At 55.9% G+C, this 15,227-nt stretch carries 16 protein-coding genes; 8 read left to right on the top strand and 8 right to left on the bottom strand.

What is annotated here, in order from left to right:
• Positions 1 to 102 precede the first annotated feature (102 nt).
• The 3 genes from VQ830_RS19615 (at position 103) to VQ830_RS19605 (ending at position 1,834) form a co-directional block, all read left to right on the top strand.
• Positions 103 to 645 carry a thermonuclease family protein gene (locus VQ830_RS19615; protein ID WP_337269829.1) on the top strand — a complete coding sequence of 181 codons (543 nt, stop codon included), beginning with the start codon at positions 103 to 105 and terminating at the stop codon, positions 643 to 645.
• Positions 636 to 1,277, top strand: coding sequence for a uracil-DNA glycosylase family protein (locus tag VQ830_RS19610; protein WP_337269828.1), 642 nt, complete (start codon positions 636 to 638; stop codon positions 1,275 to 1,277). Before VQ830_RS19615 ends, VQ830_RS19610 begins: the two co-directional genes overlap by 10 nt.
• Positions 1,278 to 1,345: 68 nt before the next feature.
• Positions 1,346 to 1,834, top strand: a complete 489-nt coding sequence (locus VQ830_RS19605) for an Lrp/AsnC family transcriptional regulator (protein ID WP_337269827.1) — start codon at positions 1,346 to 1,348, stop codon at positions 1,832 to 1,834.
• 75 nt (positions 1,835 to 1,909) lie between these two features.
• Here VQ830_RS19605 and VQ830_RS19600 read toward each other — a convergent pair whose 3' ends face one another.
• Positions 1,910 to 2,788: an NAD(P)-dependent oxidoreductase gene (locus VQ830_RS19600; RefSeq protein WP_337269873.1), complete on the bottom strand. Its 879-nt coding sequence runs from the start codon at positions 2,786 to 2,788 to the stop codon at positions 1,910 to 1,912.
• Positions 2,789 to 3,029: 241 nt separating this feature from the next.
• Between VQ830_RS19600 and VQ830_RS19595 the strand changes: the two genes are divergently transcribed.
• The 4 genes from VQ830_RS19595 to VQ830_RS19580 all read left to right on the top strand — a co-directional run bounded on the left by VQ830_RS19595 (position 3,030) and on the right by VQ830_RS19580 (position 6,959).
• Positions 3,030 to 3,995: an aliphatic sulfonate ABC transporter substrate-binding protein gene (locus VQ830_RS19595; protein WP_337269826.1), complete on the top strand. Its 966-nt coding sequence runs from the start codon at positions 3,030 to 3,032 to the stop codon at positions 3,993 to 3,995.
• A 19-nt stretch (positions 3,996 to 4,014) separates the two neighbouring features.
• The gene (ssuD, locus tag VQ830_RS19590) at positions 4,015 to 5,187 is read left to right on the top strand and encodes an FMNH2-dependent alkanesulfonate monooxygenase (protein WP_337269825.1); all 1,173 of its coding nucleotides are present in this window, start codon (positions 4,015 to 4,017) and stop codon (positions 5,185 to 5,187) included.
• Positions 5,188 to 5,291: 104 nt separating this feature from the next.
• On the top strand, positions 5,292 to 6,125 hold the full coding sequence (gene ssuC, locus VQ830_RS19585; RefSeq protein ID WP_337269824.1) for an aliphatic sulfonate ABC transporter permease SsuC: 834 nt from the start codon (positions 5,292 to 5,294) through the stop codon (positions 6,123 to 6,125).
• A gap of 15 nt (positions 6,126 to 6,140) precedes the next feature.
• Positions 6,141 to 6,959: an ATP-binding cassette domain-containing protein gene (locus tag VQ830_RS19580; RefSeq protein ID WP_337269823.1), complete on the top strand. Its 819-nt coding sequence runs from the start codon at positions 6,141 to 6,143 to the stop codon at positions 6,957 to 6,959.
• A 92-nt stretch (positions 6,960 to 7,051) separates the two neighbouring features.
• On the opposite strand, the gene VQ830_RS19575 is transcribed toward VQ830_RS19580, so the two are convergent.
• The 5 genes from VQ830_RS19575 to VQ830_RS19555 form a co-directional block, all read right to left on the bottom strand.
• A complete protein-coding gene (locus VQ830_RS19575; RefSeq protein ID WP_337269822.1) occupies positions 7,052 to 7,870 on the bottom strand; it encodes a class I SAM-dependent methyltransferase in 819 nt (272 codons plus the stop codon).
• A gap of 39 nt (positions 7,871 to 7,909) precedes the next feature.
• Complete coding sequence (locus VQ830_RS19570) at positions 7,910 to 8,176, bottom strand: usg protein (RefSeq protein ID WP_337269821.1); 267 nt, start codon at positions 8,174 to 8,176, stop codon at positions 7,910 to 7,912.
• A gap of 191 nt (positions 8,177 to 8,367) precedes the next feature.
• Positions 8,368 to 9,198, bottom strand: a complete 831-nt coding sequence (locus VQ830_RS19565) for an ABC transporter permease (RefSeq protein WP_337269820.1) — start codon at positions 9,196 to 9,198, stop codon at positions 8,368 to 8,370.
• On the bottom strand, positions 9,195 to 9,998 hold the full coding sequence (locus VQ830_RS19560; RefSeq protein WP_337269819.1) for an ABC transporter permease: 804 nt from the start codon (positions 9,996 to 9,998) through the stop codon (positions 9,195 to 9,197). Before VQ830_RS19560 ends, VQ830_RS19565 begins: the two co-directional genes overlap by 4 nt.
• A 162-nt stretch (positions 9,999 to 10,160) precedes the next feature.
• Positions 10,161 to 10,934, bottom strand: a complete 774-nt coding sequence (locus VQ830_RS19555; protein WP_337269818.1) for a transporter substrate-binding domain-containing protein — start codon at positions 10,932 to 10,934, stop codon at positions 10,161 to 10,163.
• Between the two features lie 337 nt (positions 10,935 to 11,271).
• On the opposite strand from VQ830_RS19555, the gene VQ830_RS19550 reads away from it, so the two are divergent.
• Positions 11,272 to 13,596 carry an OmpA family protein gene (locus VQ830_RS19550; protein ID WP_337269817.1) on the top strand — a complete coding sequence of 775 codons (2,325 nt, stop codon included), beginning with the start codon at positions 11,272 to 11,274 and terminating at the stop codon, positions 13,594 to 13,596.
• A gap of 37 nt (positions 13,597 to 13,633) precedes the next feature.
• On the opposite strand, the gene mobA is transcribed toward VQ830_RS19550, so the two are convergent.
• Both mobA and VQ830_RS19540 read right to left on the bottom strand, forming a co-directional pair.
• Complete coding sequence (gene mobA / locus VQ830_RS19545; RefSeq protein ID WP_337269816.1) at positions 13,634 to 14,251, bottom strand: molybdenum cofactor guanylyltransferase MobA; 618 nt, start codon at positions 14,249 to 14,251, stop codon at positions 13,634 to 13,636.
• Positions 14,252 to 14,260: 9 nt separating this feature from the next.
• The gene (locus VQ830_RS19540) at positions 14,261 to 15,175 is read right to left on the bottom strand and encodes a DMT family transporter (protein ID WP_337269815.1); all 915 of its coding nucleotides are present in this window, start codon (positions 15,173 to 15,175) and stop codon (positions 14,261 to 14,263) included.
• Positions 15,176 to 15,227 lie beyond the last annotated feature (52 nt).

The following is a 15,227-nucleotide window of genomic DNA, read 5'->3' as shown; positions in this document are numbered from 1 at the left end:
GTAGTTGATGCTTGATCCGCGGATTTCAGCACCGTACCTGCCAAACCTTAAGAAGGTGTTTGCCATTTTTCCCAACCAATTGTTTTTGAAGAAGGCAAAATCGTGAGGCGAAATCCGCAGCACATTCGCGACGGCCTTCTGGTCTTGGCCTTGTTCGGCGTCTTCTTGCTGTTTGGCGAAGGGTTGAACCGTCAAAACGAGACTCATTTCAGCGGCCGCTTCCGGGTTATCGACGGTGATAGTCTTACAATTGATGGTACGAGACTGCGCATGAAGGGCATCGATGCACCGGAGCTGACGCAGACTTGCAGGCGAAACGAACAGGAATGGTCGTGCGGACGCGAGGCACGCGATTTCCTCGCAAGCTTGGTATCCAGCCAGACCGTTCAATGTTCCGGCGCGCAGCCGGATCGTTACAAGCGGTTGCTGGTCGTTTGCCGCAAGGGAGACGAAGATATCAACGCCACTATGGTCAAGGAGGGAATGGCCGTCGCTTATGGTGGCTACAAAGCGGAGGAGGGCGCCGCGCGTAGCGCGCATCGCGGCATATGGGCTGGAAGTTTTGAATATCCTCAAGATGTGCGCGAGGAAAGGCACAACGGACAGGCAGCGCGTTGGCTCAGGGATATTGTCCCATGGTGGTGACTTGGTCGGGAGCTGGTGCAATTCACGAGCTTGCTCAAGAGATTGCCGATTGCCGTATCTGTCGTGACTGTCCTCGGCCCGGAAGTGCATCGCTGCCGCACGAACCTCACCCCATCGCGGTGCTCTCCGATCAGGCGCGTGTTCTCATTGCAAGTCAGGCTCCAGGTATGCGCGCGCATAAAAGTGGAGTGCCTTTTGACGACGCGTCGGGCGTAAGACTGCGTGAATGGCTCGGCGTCGATTGGGATACTTTCTACAATCCGCGCAATTTTGCCATTCTACCCATGGGGTTTTGTTTCCCCGGCTATGATGCTCATGGTTCGGATATGGCGCCGCGGCGCGAATGCGCTCCGGCATGGCGGGAGAGGGCGCTCAGTCTCATGCCGCAGGTGCAGCTTATTCTGACCATTGGCTCTTTTGCCCAAAAATGGCATTTCGGAAATGGTGCGGTCCGCAGCATGACGGAGACGGTTGCAGACTGGCGTTCTATTCTCGATGCGTCCGCGTCGCCGAAATTATTGCCGCTGCCACATCCCAGCTGGCGCAACTCAAGCTGGTTGAAGCGCAATCCATTTTTTGAAAGAGACCTGCTGCCTGTCTTGCAGTCGCGCATAAAACTGCTGATATCGTGAAACAAAATTTTTCCTGAGCGCTGGAATCAGACTATAGAGGGAATATAGTTTCAAAGGGTATGTAAGGCATGGATCGTCTCGATCGGAAAATTTTGCGCCTCCTGCAGGAGGATTCGACTTTAGCGGTCGCAGATCTGGCAAAGAAAGTGGGTCTTTCGACGACACCTTGCTGGCGCCGAATTCAAAAAATGGAAGAGGATGGCGTGATCAAACGCCGTGTCGCCATCCTTGATCCAGCTAAGATCAATACCAAGGTGACAGTCTTCGTTTCCGTCCGGACTTCGTCCCATTCGATCGAGTGGCTGCGCCGCTTCTCGGAAGTTGTTTCCGAGTTTCCAGAGGTTGTGGAATTTTATCGCATGAGCGGCGATGTGGATTATTTATTGCGCGTCGTGGTTCCCGATATTGCGGCATACGATGCGTTCTATAAACGTCTGATTGCCAAGATCGAAATTCGTGACGTCTCCTCGGCCTTCGCCATGGAGCAAATCAAGTACACGACACAGCTTCCCCTCGATTACATGATTTTGGAAAACGCCAAGTCCAACGAGGACTGAGAATTAGCGGCCAGATGGTTGCATATCGTTGCGCTGGCGCTCTGTTAGCAAAGAGCGCCGGCTTTTTTACGCGCGTTATTTGGCTTCAAGCCTCGCCAGCAGCGAGGACGTATCCCACCGATTGCCACCAAGTTTCTGGACCTCGCCGTAGAATTGATCGACGAGTGCGGTGAGGGGCAAGTTTGCTCCGTTACGGCGCGCTTCAGTCAGGACGATATCGAGATCCTTGCGCATCCAATCGACCGCAAAGCCAAAGTCATACTTGCCGGCAGCCATGGTCTTATGCCGGTTTTCCATCTGCCACGAACCCGCCGCGCCTTTCGAAATCACCTCGATGACGCGCTCTATGTCGAGACCGGCCTTTTTGCCGAAGTGAACGGCTTCTGCGAGGCCTTGCACCACGCCGGCTATGCAGATCTGGTTCATCATTTTCGTCAATTGGCCTGATCCGACCGGTCCCATCAATCCCACCATCCGCGCGTAGGACTCGATAACAGGTTTTGCCTCAGTGAAGTCGGCTTGTTCCCCCCCGCACATCACAGTCAATACACCGTTTTCAGCACCGGCCTGGCCGCCGGACACAGGTGCATCCATGAAGCGAAATCCTCTTTCCTGTGCGATGTCGTCAAGCTCACGGGCAACTTCCGCACTCGCCGTCGTGTGATCGATGAGCATGGCGCCTTTTTTCATACCTGAAAAAACGCCGGTTTCTGCGATCGTTACAGATCGCAGATCATCGTCATTGCCGACGCAGACGAAAACATAATCGGCATCGCGAACGGCCTCTGCCGGTGTCTTGGCCATCGCACCCGCGTGCTGCTCGACCCATTCCTCTGCTTTCTTTGTCGTGCGGTTGAAGACCGTTACGTCATGTCCGCCCTTATTCTTGAGATGGCCGGCCATGGGAAAGCCCATGACCCCGAGACCGATGAACGCCACTTTTGCCATTGATATCTCCTGCTGCTGTCCGCTGCAGGATTAGAACAAACAAGCGGATGGGCCAAGCACTGACATTTCATCTTCAATGCATCAGGTATCTGCGACCGGATGAATATTGCGCTGCGCTTCAATTTTAAAAACGAATTCTCTCTCAACTCGCAGAAAATAGAATTCTACTTTGTTTATAGATTTTATCCGACGTGGAAGAGTTTACCAATCGAAGAAGGCCTTGAACGGCCTACGAGAAGGAAAGCTCATGGTAACGCGCAGACAGACTTTGGGATTTCTTGCGGCCGGCGCTGTAGCAATGGCGCTGCCATCTGTTCGGCGCGCGCATGCGGCGGTAGGTCAGCTGCGGATAGGTTGGCAGAAAGGCGGCGTCCTGGCGCTTGCCAAAAGCAATGGCTCGCTGGACCGGTATTTCGACGCAAAAGGGATAAAGCTTACCTGGGCTGAGTTTTCATCCGGCCCACCGCTTCTTGAAGCTTTGGGATCCGGTGCCCTCGATCTTGGGCCGACTGGAGACGTCCCACCGCTCTTCGCACAGGCAGCGCGTGGCAACATTCTCTACGTCGGCACCTACAAGGGCAGTTCGGAAGGATCGGCAATCCTCGTTCGAAAAGAATCGCTCATTCAAAAACTCGAGGATTTGAAGGGCAAAAAGCTCGCCTTCAAGCGAGGATCGAGCGCGCATAACGTTGCGGTCAAGGCATTACGCAAGGCGGGGATTGCGTTGTCTGAAGTGACCTTGGTTGATCTTTCGCCCCCCGATGCTGCGGCCGCATTTAAAAATGGGAGCATTGATGCCTGGTCGATCTGGGATCCCTATACAGCTGTTGCGGAGGCTGACCCGCAGACACGGATACTGACGACCGCTGAGGGGATTGTCGATTCCTGGAGTTACTTCCTCGCCAACGGAAATTTTGCCGCAGATAACGCAGATCTCATTCCTGAGTTCTTGCAGCAATTAGCAAAGGCCGGGAAAGCGGCTCAGGCCGATCTTGACGCGACGGTTCCGGCGCTTGCGAAGATCACCGGCGTGCCGGAAGACATTACGCGTGTCACCTTGACGCGCAAAGGCTTCGACCTCGGCGACGTCGCCGCCATTTCGGATGACGCTGTTGCTTACCAGCAGGCGCTTGCCGACGAGTTTTACGACCTGAAGATTTTGCCGCGGAAACTCGCTGTCAGCGACATCGTCTGGCGCGCCAAAGCAAGCTGATAAGAAAAAGGATCGTCCGATGAGCAATCTCAATAAACCAATCGATTTTCTATGGTTTATACCAACCAGTGGTGACGGAGCCTATCTCGGCGCCTCCGATCTTAATCGTGCGCCTGATAATCGCTATCTGCGGGAAATTGCAGTGGCCGTCGACCGGCTGGGCTATTCCGGCGTCTTACTTCCGACGGGCGTCTCTTGCGAGGAAAGTTTCGTGACGGCTGCCTCACTGGCGCCTTTTACGGATAAGCTTCGTTTCCTCGTGGCGATCCGTCCTGGCACGGCTTCACCCGCCTACTATGCGCGTCTTGCCACAACGCTTGACCGCATTTCCAACGGCCGATTGCTCCTCAACATTGTGGTTGGTGGAAATCCAGCTGAGTTGGCGGGCGATGGAATATTCCTGCCTCATGACGAGCGCTATAGCCATGCTGAGGAGTTCTTCGACGTTTTTGAAGAGCTTCTTACAAAGGGAGAAGCCTCGCTTGATGGAAAGTATATCCAAGCCAAAGGTGCCAAGCTCGGCTTCCCGTCCATTCAGGCGCCCAGGCCTCCGCTCTACTTTGGCGGCTCGTCGGATGCTGGGATCGATTTCGCAACAGGCCGGGCCGACAAATATCTGACCTGGGGTGAGCCTCCGGCGCAGGTCGCGGAGAAAATTGAAAAGGTCAAGAAGGCGGCCGCAGCCAAGGGAAGGGATGTCTCTTTTGGTATTCGCCTGCACTTTATTGTTCGCGAAACGGACGACGAAGCTTGGGAGGCAGCAGAACGCCTGATCTCGCGACTTTCGGACGATACTATAGCAAAAGCGCAGGAGCACCTCACCTCGCAATCGGACTCTGTCGGTCAGCAGAGAATGGCAGCGCTGCATGGTGGACGGCGCGATAAACTCGAGGTTTCGCCGAACTTGTGGGCAGGCATCGGCCTTGTTCGATCCGGCGCCGGTACCGCCCTGGTGGGGTCGCCAAAGACAATCGCCGCTCGTCTCAGGGAGTACCAGGATCTTGGCATCGAGACCGTAATCGGATCAGGATATCCGCACCTCGAGGAAGCCTATCGAGTGGCCGAACTCCTGTTCCCTGAACTTGGCATTGCTCAAACGGAACAGCGCTCGACCTTCCAGACGGAAGTGGCTGGCAAGCGGCTCTTTGGCGGTGGCGGCCATCAGACATTGAAGGTAGCCGCAACTTCGTAGGCTGAATCATCGGATTGGAGCTTCAAACCGAGCAGCCTCCTCCATCTTTTGGTCGAGCCTAGAAAGGCTGCCCACCGACATGGCCGACAGGGAAAGGAAATATCATGGCAGTTGTGGAGTTGCGGTCTTCAAAAGCCGAACTAGGCGAGCGCCGCCAGATACAATTTCACCTCCCGCAGTTGAAAAAGGTGCACTTTGTGCCATTCCTCGTTCCGATCCTGATCGTCCTTTCCTGGCAGGTCGGCTCGTCTTTCGGTCTCATTTCAGATCGCGTAATGCCGTCACCGCTTGCGGTGCTTCGGGCATTCTGGGCTGAGTCATCAACCGGTGACCTCTGGCGAAACCTTGGCGTCAGTGCTGCGCGCGCGTTTTCTGGTCTTTTGATTGGCGGACTGATTGGTTTCCTTCTTGGCGTTGCTAATGGTGTGTCGCGTCTCTCCGAGCAACTGACTGACACTACGCTGCAAATGATTCGAACCATCCCGCACCTTGCGATGATTCCTCTGGTAATCCTCTGGTTCGGAATTGGAGAAGAAGCCAAACTCTTTTTGACGTCGCTGGGTGTGCTCTTCCCGGTTTATTTGAACACCTACCATGGCGTACGAAATGTCGACCCTGGTTTGCTCGAAATGGGCCGCGTTTACGGAATGAGCCGCTGGACACTTTTCCGCAAAGTTATTTTTCCCGGTGCACTACCTTCGATTTTTGTCGGTTTGCGGTACGCCCTTGGCATCATGTGGCTCACATTGATCGTGTCTGAATCGATCGCGGCATCGTCTGGCATTGGTTATATGGCGAATAATGCGCGTGAATTTATGATGACCGACGTGGTTGTCCTGTCGCTCGTTCTTTACGCTGTGCTTGGCAAGCTCGCTGACATCGTCGCTCGAGCTCTCGAGCGTCGCGCGCTTCGCTGGAACCCCGTTTATCAGAGATAATCCAGGAGAAGCTTCATGATTGCCGCCCTGAGAACCCGATTTAAAGAAACGTCGCCTTCACGGAATTCGCCGCAGCCGCTGAGTTATGCTGCGCAGCCTGCTGCCATCACTCTAAAATCTATTGAAAAGAGCTTCGGCACGAACCGCGTGCTACGCGGCATTGATCTTCATATTCCGGCTGGCCAGTTCGTTGCCATCATCGGGAAAAGTGGATGCGGCAAGAGCACGTTGCTGCGCATTCTCCTCGGTCTTGAGACGGCAGATTCGGGCCAGATGCGCTTTCATGATGAGAACAACGCTGACATTGTTCCTAATACGCGGATCGTGTTCCAGGAGCCGCGGCTGCTGCCATGGCTTTCCGTAATTGATAACGTTGGCGTAGGGTTGGGCGAGGGGGTACGTGCGGACGACGCTAGACGAGAAAGCGAAGTCGCGCTCAAAGATGTCCAGCTTGCTGACAAGGCCTCGGCATGGCCGGCGAACCTCTCAGGCGGCCAGCGCCAGAGGGTATCCCTGGCGAGGGCGCTGGTCAGCCGTCCGGGCGTCTTGGCGCTCGACGAACCACTAGGCGCGCTCGATGCCTTGACGCGCATTGGTATGCAAGAACTCGTCAGCAGAGTGTGGCGTGAACTTGGCTTTACAACCGTCCTCGTCACCCATGATGTCGGCGAAGCCGTTCATCTTGCCGATCGCGTCATCGTTCTCGACCAAGGAAAAGTCGCGCTCGATTTGGCCGTCCGCGAGCCGCATCCACGCCGTTATGGTGACGCGGACCTTGCTTCCTTGGAAGCTCAGCTCCTCGCCGCCATATTAGGGGGACAGTGTGCGAATTAAGACCCGACCAGGGGCGTACATATCTTGTTCCCACTTCCGTGCGGTCGGACCTGGTAACAGCCCTGCATTCGCTTTTGAACGCAGGCTTTCGTTCATCCTCGGTAGCGAGCAATCACAAGATGGCCTGGGGTGGGTTGGCCTTCTTCCATCCTGACGTTGATGTCGCTGAATTCGATCAGCTCAAAACCAGTATCAGCCAAGCGTTCCTGGATGTAGCTTTGTGCATGGGCAAAGCGTTGATGTGGGCCGACCATATAGGGTCTTCCTGCAAAGCTCTCATCGGGAAGCGTTTCCGAGGAAAAGACGAAAATGCCGCCTTCGACCATGTTTTCGGCAGTACCGAAGAACAGCGGCTCCAGCGCGCCAAGATAAGGTAGAACATCCGTTGCCGCGATGAGATCGAACGGATCCTCGTCATTATCATCCAGAAAATCTTCGACCTCCGCGACGAACAGCGTCTCATAGAGATCTTTTTCGTGAGCGATTTCGACCATGTTTTCCGACAGGTCGATGCCGGTCATATCCTTGCACATGTCGCGCAAGGCGCCACCCGTCAACCCAGTACCACAGCCAAGATCAAGCAATCTCTTGAAGGGTCCCAACTCCAACGCCTGCAAGCGCTGACGCACGAGCATCGGCACATGGTAGCCAAGCTGGTCGACAAGAACATCCTCGAACATCTCAGCATGCTGGTCGAACAATGTTTCGACATAGGCATCGGGCGCTTTGGTCGGCGTTTCACCGCGCCCCAACGATGCGATGCGCACGCTGGCGCCGCCATGGTCATCGGGATCGATTGCCAAAACCTCGTCATACGCCTTCACAGCGGCGTCGATCTCGCCGGCCTTTTCAAGCGACAGAGCACGATTATAGGCCTCGGCAAGGGCTTCTTCGTCGATCTTTTTGCTCATGTGGCCTTTTAGTGCTGAGGCTGCAATTGCGCAACCCCATCAATGAAGTATGAACTCGCCCTTCAAAGCACGCCACTCTGTTGCCGATATCAACCGTCTGTGGGTGTACCGAACGGAGTGCAGAGGGCCATCGAGCTTCTCCTTCCAGAAATTCAGAAATCCCGTCATCTCTGGAAAATCGGGAGCAAGATCGTAGTCTTGCCAAATATAGGTTTGCAGGATCGCCGGATGGTCCGGTAGGCGATACAGGATCTGCGCAGTGGTCAGGCCGTAACCCTTCAACTGCTTTTCCATATCAATATGCATGCGCTATTCCCCGTTCTTGTTTCCCTTGCGGCAAACGTCGGAGCACATACAAAGTCGTCTGAGTGCCGCTTTATGATGGAAACATGACAGGGTTAACCGAAGCTTTCCAAAAGCAGCGGTGGCAGGAAAAGACAATATATTTCAAGTTATTAGCAGCAAGGCAGCAGGAGTGCTGCCAGATGCTTCCTCTCTCATCGCACCAGATGGCGAGTGAGCCTGCGCTCGATCCAGCCCCAGAGGTGTCTCAGCGCCTCGACCATGGAAAGGTAAAAAATCGCCGCCCACAAATAGCTTTGGTAATCGAATGTGCGGGAGAACGCGAAACGAGTTTCCCCCATCAGATCCAACACCGTGACGATGGAGACGACGGCAGATCCCTTGATCATCAAGATGATTTCATTCCCGTAGGGGCGAAGCGCAACAATAAGGGCTTGCGGAAGGATGATCTTCCAGAACGTGACGCCGCGCGGCAAACCGAGGGAAGCGGAGGCTTCTCGTTGCCCGAATGGGACACTTTGGATGGCGCCACGAAGAATTTCTGCTTGATAGGCAGCCGTGTTGATCGTCAGGGAGAATAGTCCGCAATACCAAGCTTCACGGAAAAACCACCAGAGATCGACAGCCTCAAGCTGCGGACGGAAGGAGCCCAGTCCATAATAGATCAGAAAGAGCTGTGCCAACAAAGGCGTGCCACGGAACACATAGACGTAACAATAGGCAGGCCAGCTGATGATCTTTCGTTTTGACATCCGTGCGAACGCCAGGGGCAGCGAAAGAACGGCTCCGCACGCGAGAGAGAGCAGAACGAGACTGAGCGTTGTCCACAGCCCGTGGAGATAGCGTGGACCGTATGTCACGAATTTCGATTGATCCCAGCCCGTGATCATCAAGGTTGCAAGACCCGCGGCGAGCAGAGCCCATAGGGTCAGAAGACCGATGCCGAGAGCTTTGGCCTTTGTTATCCCCTTTGCCGTTTCACGCGGGGCAGGCTGAGGAGGAATGAGCGTTTCGGATATGCTCATCGGACGACCTCTGAGCGCTTGGCCCAACGTTCAACATAGCGAAGGAGCAGGGAGGTCAATATCGCCAGCCCAAGATAAAGGATGCAGGCAAGTCCGTAAAAAAGGAAAGGCTCTTTCGTCACTCTGACGGCGACGTTCGTCTGACGCAGAATATCGGCAAGCCCGATGACCGAGACATAAGAAGAGTCCTTCAGGAGGATCATCCAGAGATTGACCAAGCCGGGAAGCGCAATGCGCACGAGTTGCGGCAAGATGATCAGAACCATGGTTCTTGCCCGGCTCAAGCCAAGGGCATCTCCCGCTTCGTATTGTCCACGGGGAATCGCACGGAACGCCGAGAGGAGCACCTCAGCGCAGTAAGACGAAAAGACGATCGAAAGAGCAATCATCCCAGCGACGAAGGCATTGATTTCAATACGCTCGTCATAGCCAACGGAAGCGAAAACCGATTGGATCAGGATCTGCGCGCCGTAATAGATGATGAAAAGTGTGAGAAGTTCCGGCAGACCGCGAAAGATCGTCGTGTAAATTCCGGCTGCCAAACGGAGCGTCTTTTCACTCGACTGCTGTGCAAGCGCTACCATGAAACCGATGAAAAGTCCCACGGGCAGCGTCGCCAGAGACACGGCAACCGTAATCTTGAGGCCGTCGCCGATCTTATCGCCCCATCCCGTGTCGCCACAGGCGAGCACGGTGGAATTCGCAAACCAAGTGAAAACACCTGCAGGACCGCATAGTGGGTCGAAGACATATCCAAGCCAGGCTACAAAAGAGCCTAGTGCGGAAAACAATCCGCCCATACTGATTTTTCCCCGTGCGGCTTCGCCGCTTAGCTTTCTTTATTGTTATCCGACAGTCGTCATGCAGCGAGACGTTTGGCCGGGCTGCTTTCCCTGTACAATAGACAGGATAAAGCGCAAGCGCGCCGCATAAGTTCAATGCGGCGCGCTTTAACGCGTTTCTTAGTCGCCGTAAACGTCGAAGTCGAAATACTTGTCCTGAATCTTCTTATAGGTGCCGTTCGCGCGGATCGCTGCGATCGCCTTGTTCAGCTTGTCCTTCAGTGGATCGCCCTTGCGAACTGCAATACCGGCCCCTACGCCGTTGATTTCCTTGTCGACGGGCAGGGTGGTCAAGATTTTGCAGCATGAACCAGCATCAGACTTGACCCATTCGGAGAGCACGACGACGTCATCGATAACTGCATCGATACGCCCGTTGGAGATATCCAGCTTATACTCATCAGCGGTCGGATAAAGCTTCAGCTCGGTGTCTGGAAGATGCTTTCCGGCATAGTTTGCGTGCGTCGTGGAGCTTTGAGCGCCGATCGTCTTGCCTTTGAGGCCGGCGACGTCGGTAACCTTTGAATCCTTCGGAACGGCGATAGCCGGAGGCGTGTTGTAGTATTTATTGGTAAAATCGACGAGCTTTTCGCGCTCCGGCGTGATCGACATGGACGAAACGATCATGTCGAACTTCTTCGCCTGCAGGGCAGGAATAATGCCGTCAAAGTCGTTGCTGACGATCGTGCACTCGGCCTTCATCTCGACGCAGAGGGCGCGTGCAATGTCCATGTCAAATCCGAGAAACTGGCCACTCGCGTCAACATATTCGAAAGGCGGGTAAGTAGAGTCTGTGCCGATGACATATTTTTCGCCGTCGGCCATGGCGGAACCGGCGAACAATGCCATCGCTGCTAACGATGCTGCGGCGATGAACCGGGTTGAGATACGCATATTGATCCTCTCTGTTGGTAAACCGCTGGATGTCTTTTCAGTTTTCCGTCGGCGGGGGACGCGCGGCAGCCCAGCCGGCATCTTGCGCAGATAATCAAACCTTTTTTTTCCGAAATGCAACTGGAATTGAGAAATGACTTTGCGCAGCGCACAAAGAACAAAGATGAAGCGCAGTTGAATCGATCATTCACGGCAAGTTCACCGGCCGACCTTTAAAAAGTCTCGATGGAACAAAACGATGGGCGGGACATTTCTGGTCCCGGCGGGGTAGCGCCTACAAACACCGCATGTGCCGCTCGCGGCACTTGAGAAGAACGAGAACAACCCGAGGAACCCAATGAGCACGAGATCTAGACTTTTTGCCAGTGCCGCATTTCCTTTGCTTTCCATTTCTTTAGTTTTACCCAATCACGCATTTGCCGTGCAATTTGAACAAAAAACGACGTCGCCAGATGCATCTGTTGTCGTTTCGGGAAGCTTTGAAGTTGCCCAGAATGCTGCGCCGGACGACGAAGAGCTGAAAAAGAGAAAGCCAGGCGCTGCGGAAGGCGAAATGCGCGCACCTGAGCCAGGCCGCGAACAGGCGCCAGGTGAGCGCAAGCGTCCGCCAGCGGAAGGTGAAGCACCGGCCGGCAAGCCGCGCGGCGCAGAGCCTGGAATGGAACCGGCTCCGAAGCCTCAGCGTCAAAATCCTGAAGCTGCCCAGCCAGAGGAAGGGCAGCCACGCCCTGGAAAGGGCGGTGCGCGTGCGCCGTCAGCACAGGAAGCGCCACAGGCTGAACAGCCAAAGCCGGAGCAGAACAGGAAGCAGCAGGCTCAGCAGCCTGAACCCGAGCAGCCACGGCCACCTGCGGGCGAACCAGCGCCTGGAAAAGCGCCGAAACACCAAAATCCGGCGACCGAGGAGGTGAAGCCTGCCGCGCCTGCGCCGCGTGCTGAGCCTTCTGCTGAGCCCAAGGCACCACCTGCGCCCGCCAATCAGGAACCCGCGCAGCCAAAGGCGGAAACTGAAGCGCCAAAACAAGGGAAGCCAGTTCCGCCGGCCGGCGAACGCAATCGTCAGGCGCAGCCGCAGCAAGGCAACGAGCCTGCTCCGGCTCCCACGACGAAACCCGCTACGCCCGCTCCCGCTGGACAAAATCAAGCTGAGCCGCAGAATTTACGCCAGCAAGCCGCTCCTCAGGGACAGGCCGCGCAGCCGAATGCTGCAGAGCCGCAACGCGTTGTGCCAAAACCACCGAAGCCAGGTCAACCGGAAGAGCCCGGCAACGTAGCACAGCCAGCGCAGCCACAGCCGGGTGCACCGCAGCCGCCAAAACCAGGCCAGCCAGCCCAACCAGGTGTGAACCAGGCGCAGCCTATCGCACCCGCGCCAAATGGCGCCGCGCCTCAGCAGGCCGCCCAGCCAGCTACACCGGGTCAGGCGCCCGCCGAGGTTCTTCCTCCACCGGAAAAGGTGACGAAGCAGGAGCTGGAGCAGCGTCAGAAGCTTGCGGAAGATCCGGCGAAAGCCAAGAACCAGACCATCGTTCTGCCCGTTGAAAATGGCGCGCCAGTTCTCGACAGCGACAAGCGGGCCTACCGGCTTCGTGCTGCCGGGGAGCAGGTACCTCCGCCACCTGCGCCTCAGACAAACGTGCAGATCAACAACTACGTCATGCCAAAGTCGGATGCCGACGCGCAGCGCATGCCGCGCGACCGTAACTTCCCGCCACCGCTTGATTACCAAGCCCTCAGCCGGGAGCGAGGGGAGCGATTGGATGGGCGTCCGCGCTTCGATCAGTATGACGGTGTAAGGGTCGATGAAGGTCCAAGCCGCGATGACGGTAACCGCGTAGTGATTCAGTTTGGCGATAACGTCTACGTCCGCCACGATGACGACGTCCGCTTTATTGATGATGGGTATCGCCCAACTTATGACCGTCTGCCGGATGACCGTTATCGTGAAGTGATCGAGCGTCCGGACGGCTGGCGAATCGTCACGATCCGCAACCGCTATGGTGACATCATCCAGCGTTCGCGTGTCGATCGCAGCGGCCGCGAATACGTTCTGTTCTATTCGCCGGATTTGGCCGAAAACCCGGATCAGAACTATTTCCGTGATCCCGGCGACGATTTGCCACCCATGCATCTGCGCGTTCCGCTGAACGACTACATCATCGACACAAGCAGCGATCCGGACCGTGATTACTACCAGTTCTTGAGTGAACCGCCGGTAGAGCCTGTGGAGCGCGTCTATTCGTTGAATGAGGTTCGCTATTCCGCTCGCTTGCGAGACAAAGTTCGGCGTATCGACCTTGATACACTGACCTTTGCCACCGGCAGCTGGGAAATCCCTATGAACGAGGCGAGCACGCTGCGCCGCGTTGCAGATGCGATGAACGAGCTGCTCAAGAAGAATCCGAGTGAGAGCTTCCTGATCGAAGGTCACACGGATGCAGTGGGAAGCGCTCAGAGCAACCTTGTTCTATCAGATCGTCGCGCTGAATCGGTGGCCCGCGTTCTGACGGATGCTTACAGCATTCCGGCTGAAAACATGGTGACGCAAGGTTATGGCGAGCAATACCTAAAGGTGAATACGTCTGGTCCCAACCAGGAGAACCGGCGTGTCACAATTCGCCGTATCACTCCGCTCGTACGCCCGATGGCTTCAAACCAGTAAGGACTGATGAAAAGGGCCGCGGATGACGCGGCCCTTTTCAGGTCAGCATCGCGATCCAGCGTTCTGCTTCGGCGAGATCGTCTGGTGTGTTGATGTTGAAGAAGGGATCGAGAAGAGTCGCTCTTGTCGGCTGAAGGGGAAAGCGCACGACTGCTGCATCATGTCGTTTCAAAAAGTCGCGAACCCTTCGTTTATCATCCGCTTGCATCCAATGCGAAAGATCGTCTGCCAAGCCAACCGGCCATAGTCCAAATACCGGGTGAGGGCCGCTTTCTGATGCTGCCACAGCCATCCCGGTTTCTCCTTTGATTGCGCCCGAGAGCCAGGACACGAGATCCGAGGGGAAAAAAGGCGTGTCCACCGGAACGGTGGCGACGTGCGTGACACCTGCAACCGATTGTCCATGCGTCATCGCCGCGTGGATACCTGCCAGAGGGCCAAGCTTGCCAGCAATGATATCAGGGACATGCGGTAGCGCTGGCGCGACATCGCTGTTGATCGCTATGTGGCTGACCTGTGGACGCAGGCGGCCGATCACATGGTCCAAAAGCGTTATACCGCGAAGGAGGATCGTCGCTTTGTCCTGCCCCATTCGAGACGAACGCCCTGCTGCCAGAACCACGCCGGGGATAGTTTCGGAGTTAAATCCAGTCATGGTCCGTTCTCAAATACTCGTGCCAGTGCCGAGCGGGCTCGTGCTCGCCAGCGGTTCTACCCGCCGCTTGGCTTCCCGGTAGAATGTGTAAATGCCTGAAGCAACAACGATCGCAGCGCCGACCACTGCCCAATGATCGGGGACTTCAGAAAAGAAAATCAATCCGAAAGTCGCGGAAAAGATCAGGCTCGTATAGCGGAAGGGCGCAACAAAGGAAATTTCGCCGTGTCGCATCGCCATGATCGAGCACTGGTACCCGGCAAAGACAACCAGGGCCGCTGCCAGCAATTGCACAATATCTGCTAGAGGGATTGGCTTCCACTCACCGAGAACCGGCGTAAAAGCAGCTCCGAAGATTGCAACGATGGGTGCGTTGACCGCGGTGACTGCCAAGGAAGGCACACTGGGATCGACCTTGCGCGTGGCGAGGTCGCGCGCCGTCGTGGCAAGAACACCGAGAACGCACAAAAGCGCGCCGAGGGTAAAGCCGTCGGTGCCGGGCCGGATGATGATCAAAACGCCGGTGAGGCCAACGAAGATGGCCGTCCAGCGTTTCCAGCCGACCGGTTCGTTAAAGAACAACGCGGCGCCGAGGGTGATCATTAGGGGCAGGACCTGAAAGATCGCCGAAGCGTTCGCAATCGGCATGAGACCAAGCGCTGTGATGTAGGTGACCGCCGCCGCTCCTTCTCCCAAGACACGGACGAGGACGGGCATTGAGAAAAGCTTTCGCCAGTCTTTTAGCGCGCCGAGGCGCCACGCCAGGATCCAGACAAAGATGCTAATGAAAAGGCCGCGGACGAAAATCAGTTCGCCCGCATTGATTGTTTGAACCACTGATTTTGACAATGCGTCTCCGCAGGAGAAGCCAGCCATGGCCATGCACATGTAAAGGCTGCCCTGTGTATTCCGTGACAGCGACATGTCTCCCCCCGATTCGCTCAACGATGTTGTAGATCATCAAAGTTGAGGGCGG

Source organism: Oryzifoliimicrobium ureilyticum (assembly GCF_037199735.1).
Lineage (GTDB): Bacteria > Pseudomonadota > Alphaproteobacteria > Rhizobiales > Rhizobiaceae > Rhizobium > Rhizobium ureilyticus.
The sequence above is the reverse complement of the archived record's forward strand: the minus strand, read 5'-3'. Positions and strand labels throughout refer to the sequence as shown.

Coding starts and splice junctions, on each gene's coding strand:
- VQ830_RS19575 (WP_337269822.1), bottom strand. CDS start 7,870: ATGAGCAAAAAGATCGACGAAGAAGCCCTTGCCGAGGCCTATAATCGT.
- VQ830_RS19565 (WP_337269820.1), bottom strand. CDS start 9,198: ATGAGCATATCCGAAACGCTCATTCCTCCTCAGCCTGCCCCGCGTGAA.
- mobA (WP_337269816.1), bottom strand. CDS start 14,251: ATGACTGGATTTAACTCCGAAACTATCCCCGGCGTGGTTCTGGCAGCA.
- VQ830_RS19550 (WP_337269817.1), top strand. CDS start 11,272: ATGAGCACGAGATCTAGACTTTTTGCCAGTGCCGCATTTCCTTTGCTT.
- ssuD (WP_337269825.1), top strand. CDS start 4,015: ATGAGCAATCTCAATAAACCAATCGATTTTCTATGGTTTATACCAACC.
- VQ830_RS19570 (WP_337269821.1), bottom strand. CDS start 8,176: ATGCATATTGATATGGAAAAGCAGTTGAAGGGTTACGGCCTGACCACT.
- VQ830_RS19555 (WP_337269818.1), bottom strand. CDS start 10,934: ATGCGTATCTCAACCCGGTTCATCGCCGCAGCATCGTTAGCAGCGATG.
- ssuC (WP_337269824.1), top strand. CDS start 5,292: ATGGCAGTTGTGGAGTTGCGGTCTTCAAAAGCCGAACTAGGCGAGCGC.
- VQ830_RS19595 (WP_337269826.1), top strand. CDS start 3,030: ATGGTAACGCGCAGACAGACTTTGGGATTTCTTGCGGCCGGCGCTGTA.
- VQ830_RS19610 (WP_337269828.1), top strand. CDS start 636: ATGGTGGTGACTTGGTCGGGAGCTGGTGCAATTCACGAGCTTGCTCAA.
- VQ830_RS19605 (WP_337269827.1), top strand. CDS start 1,346: ATGGATCGTCTCGATCGGAAAATTTTGCGCCTCCTGCAGGAGGATTCG.
- VQ830_RS19560 (WP_337269819.1), bottom strand. CDS start 9,998: ATGGGCGGATTGTTTTCCGCACTAGGCTCTTTTGTAGCCTGGCTTGGA.
- VQ830_RS19540 (WP_337269815.1), bottom strand. CDS start 15,175: ATGTCGCTGTCACGGAATACACAGGGCAGCCTTTACATGTGCATGGCC.
- VQ830_RS19580 (WP_337269823.1), top strand. CDS start 6,141: ATGATTGCCGCCCTGAGAACCCGATTTAAAGAAACGTCGCCTTCACGG.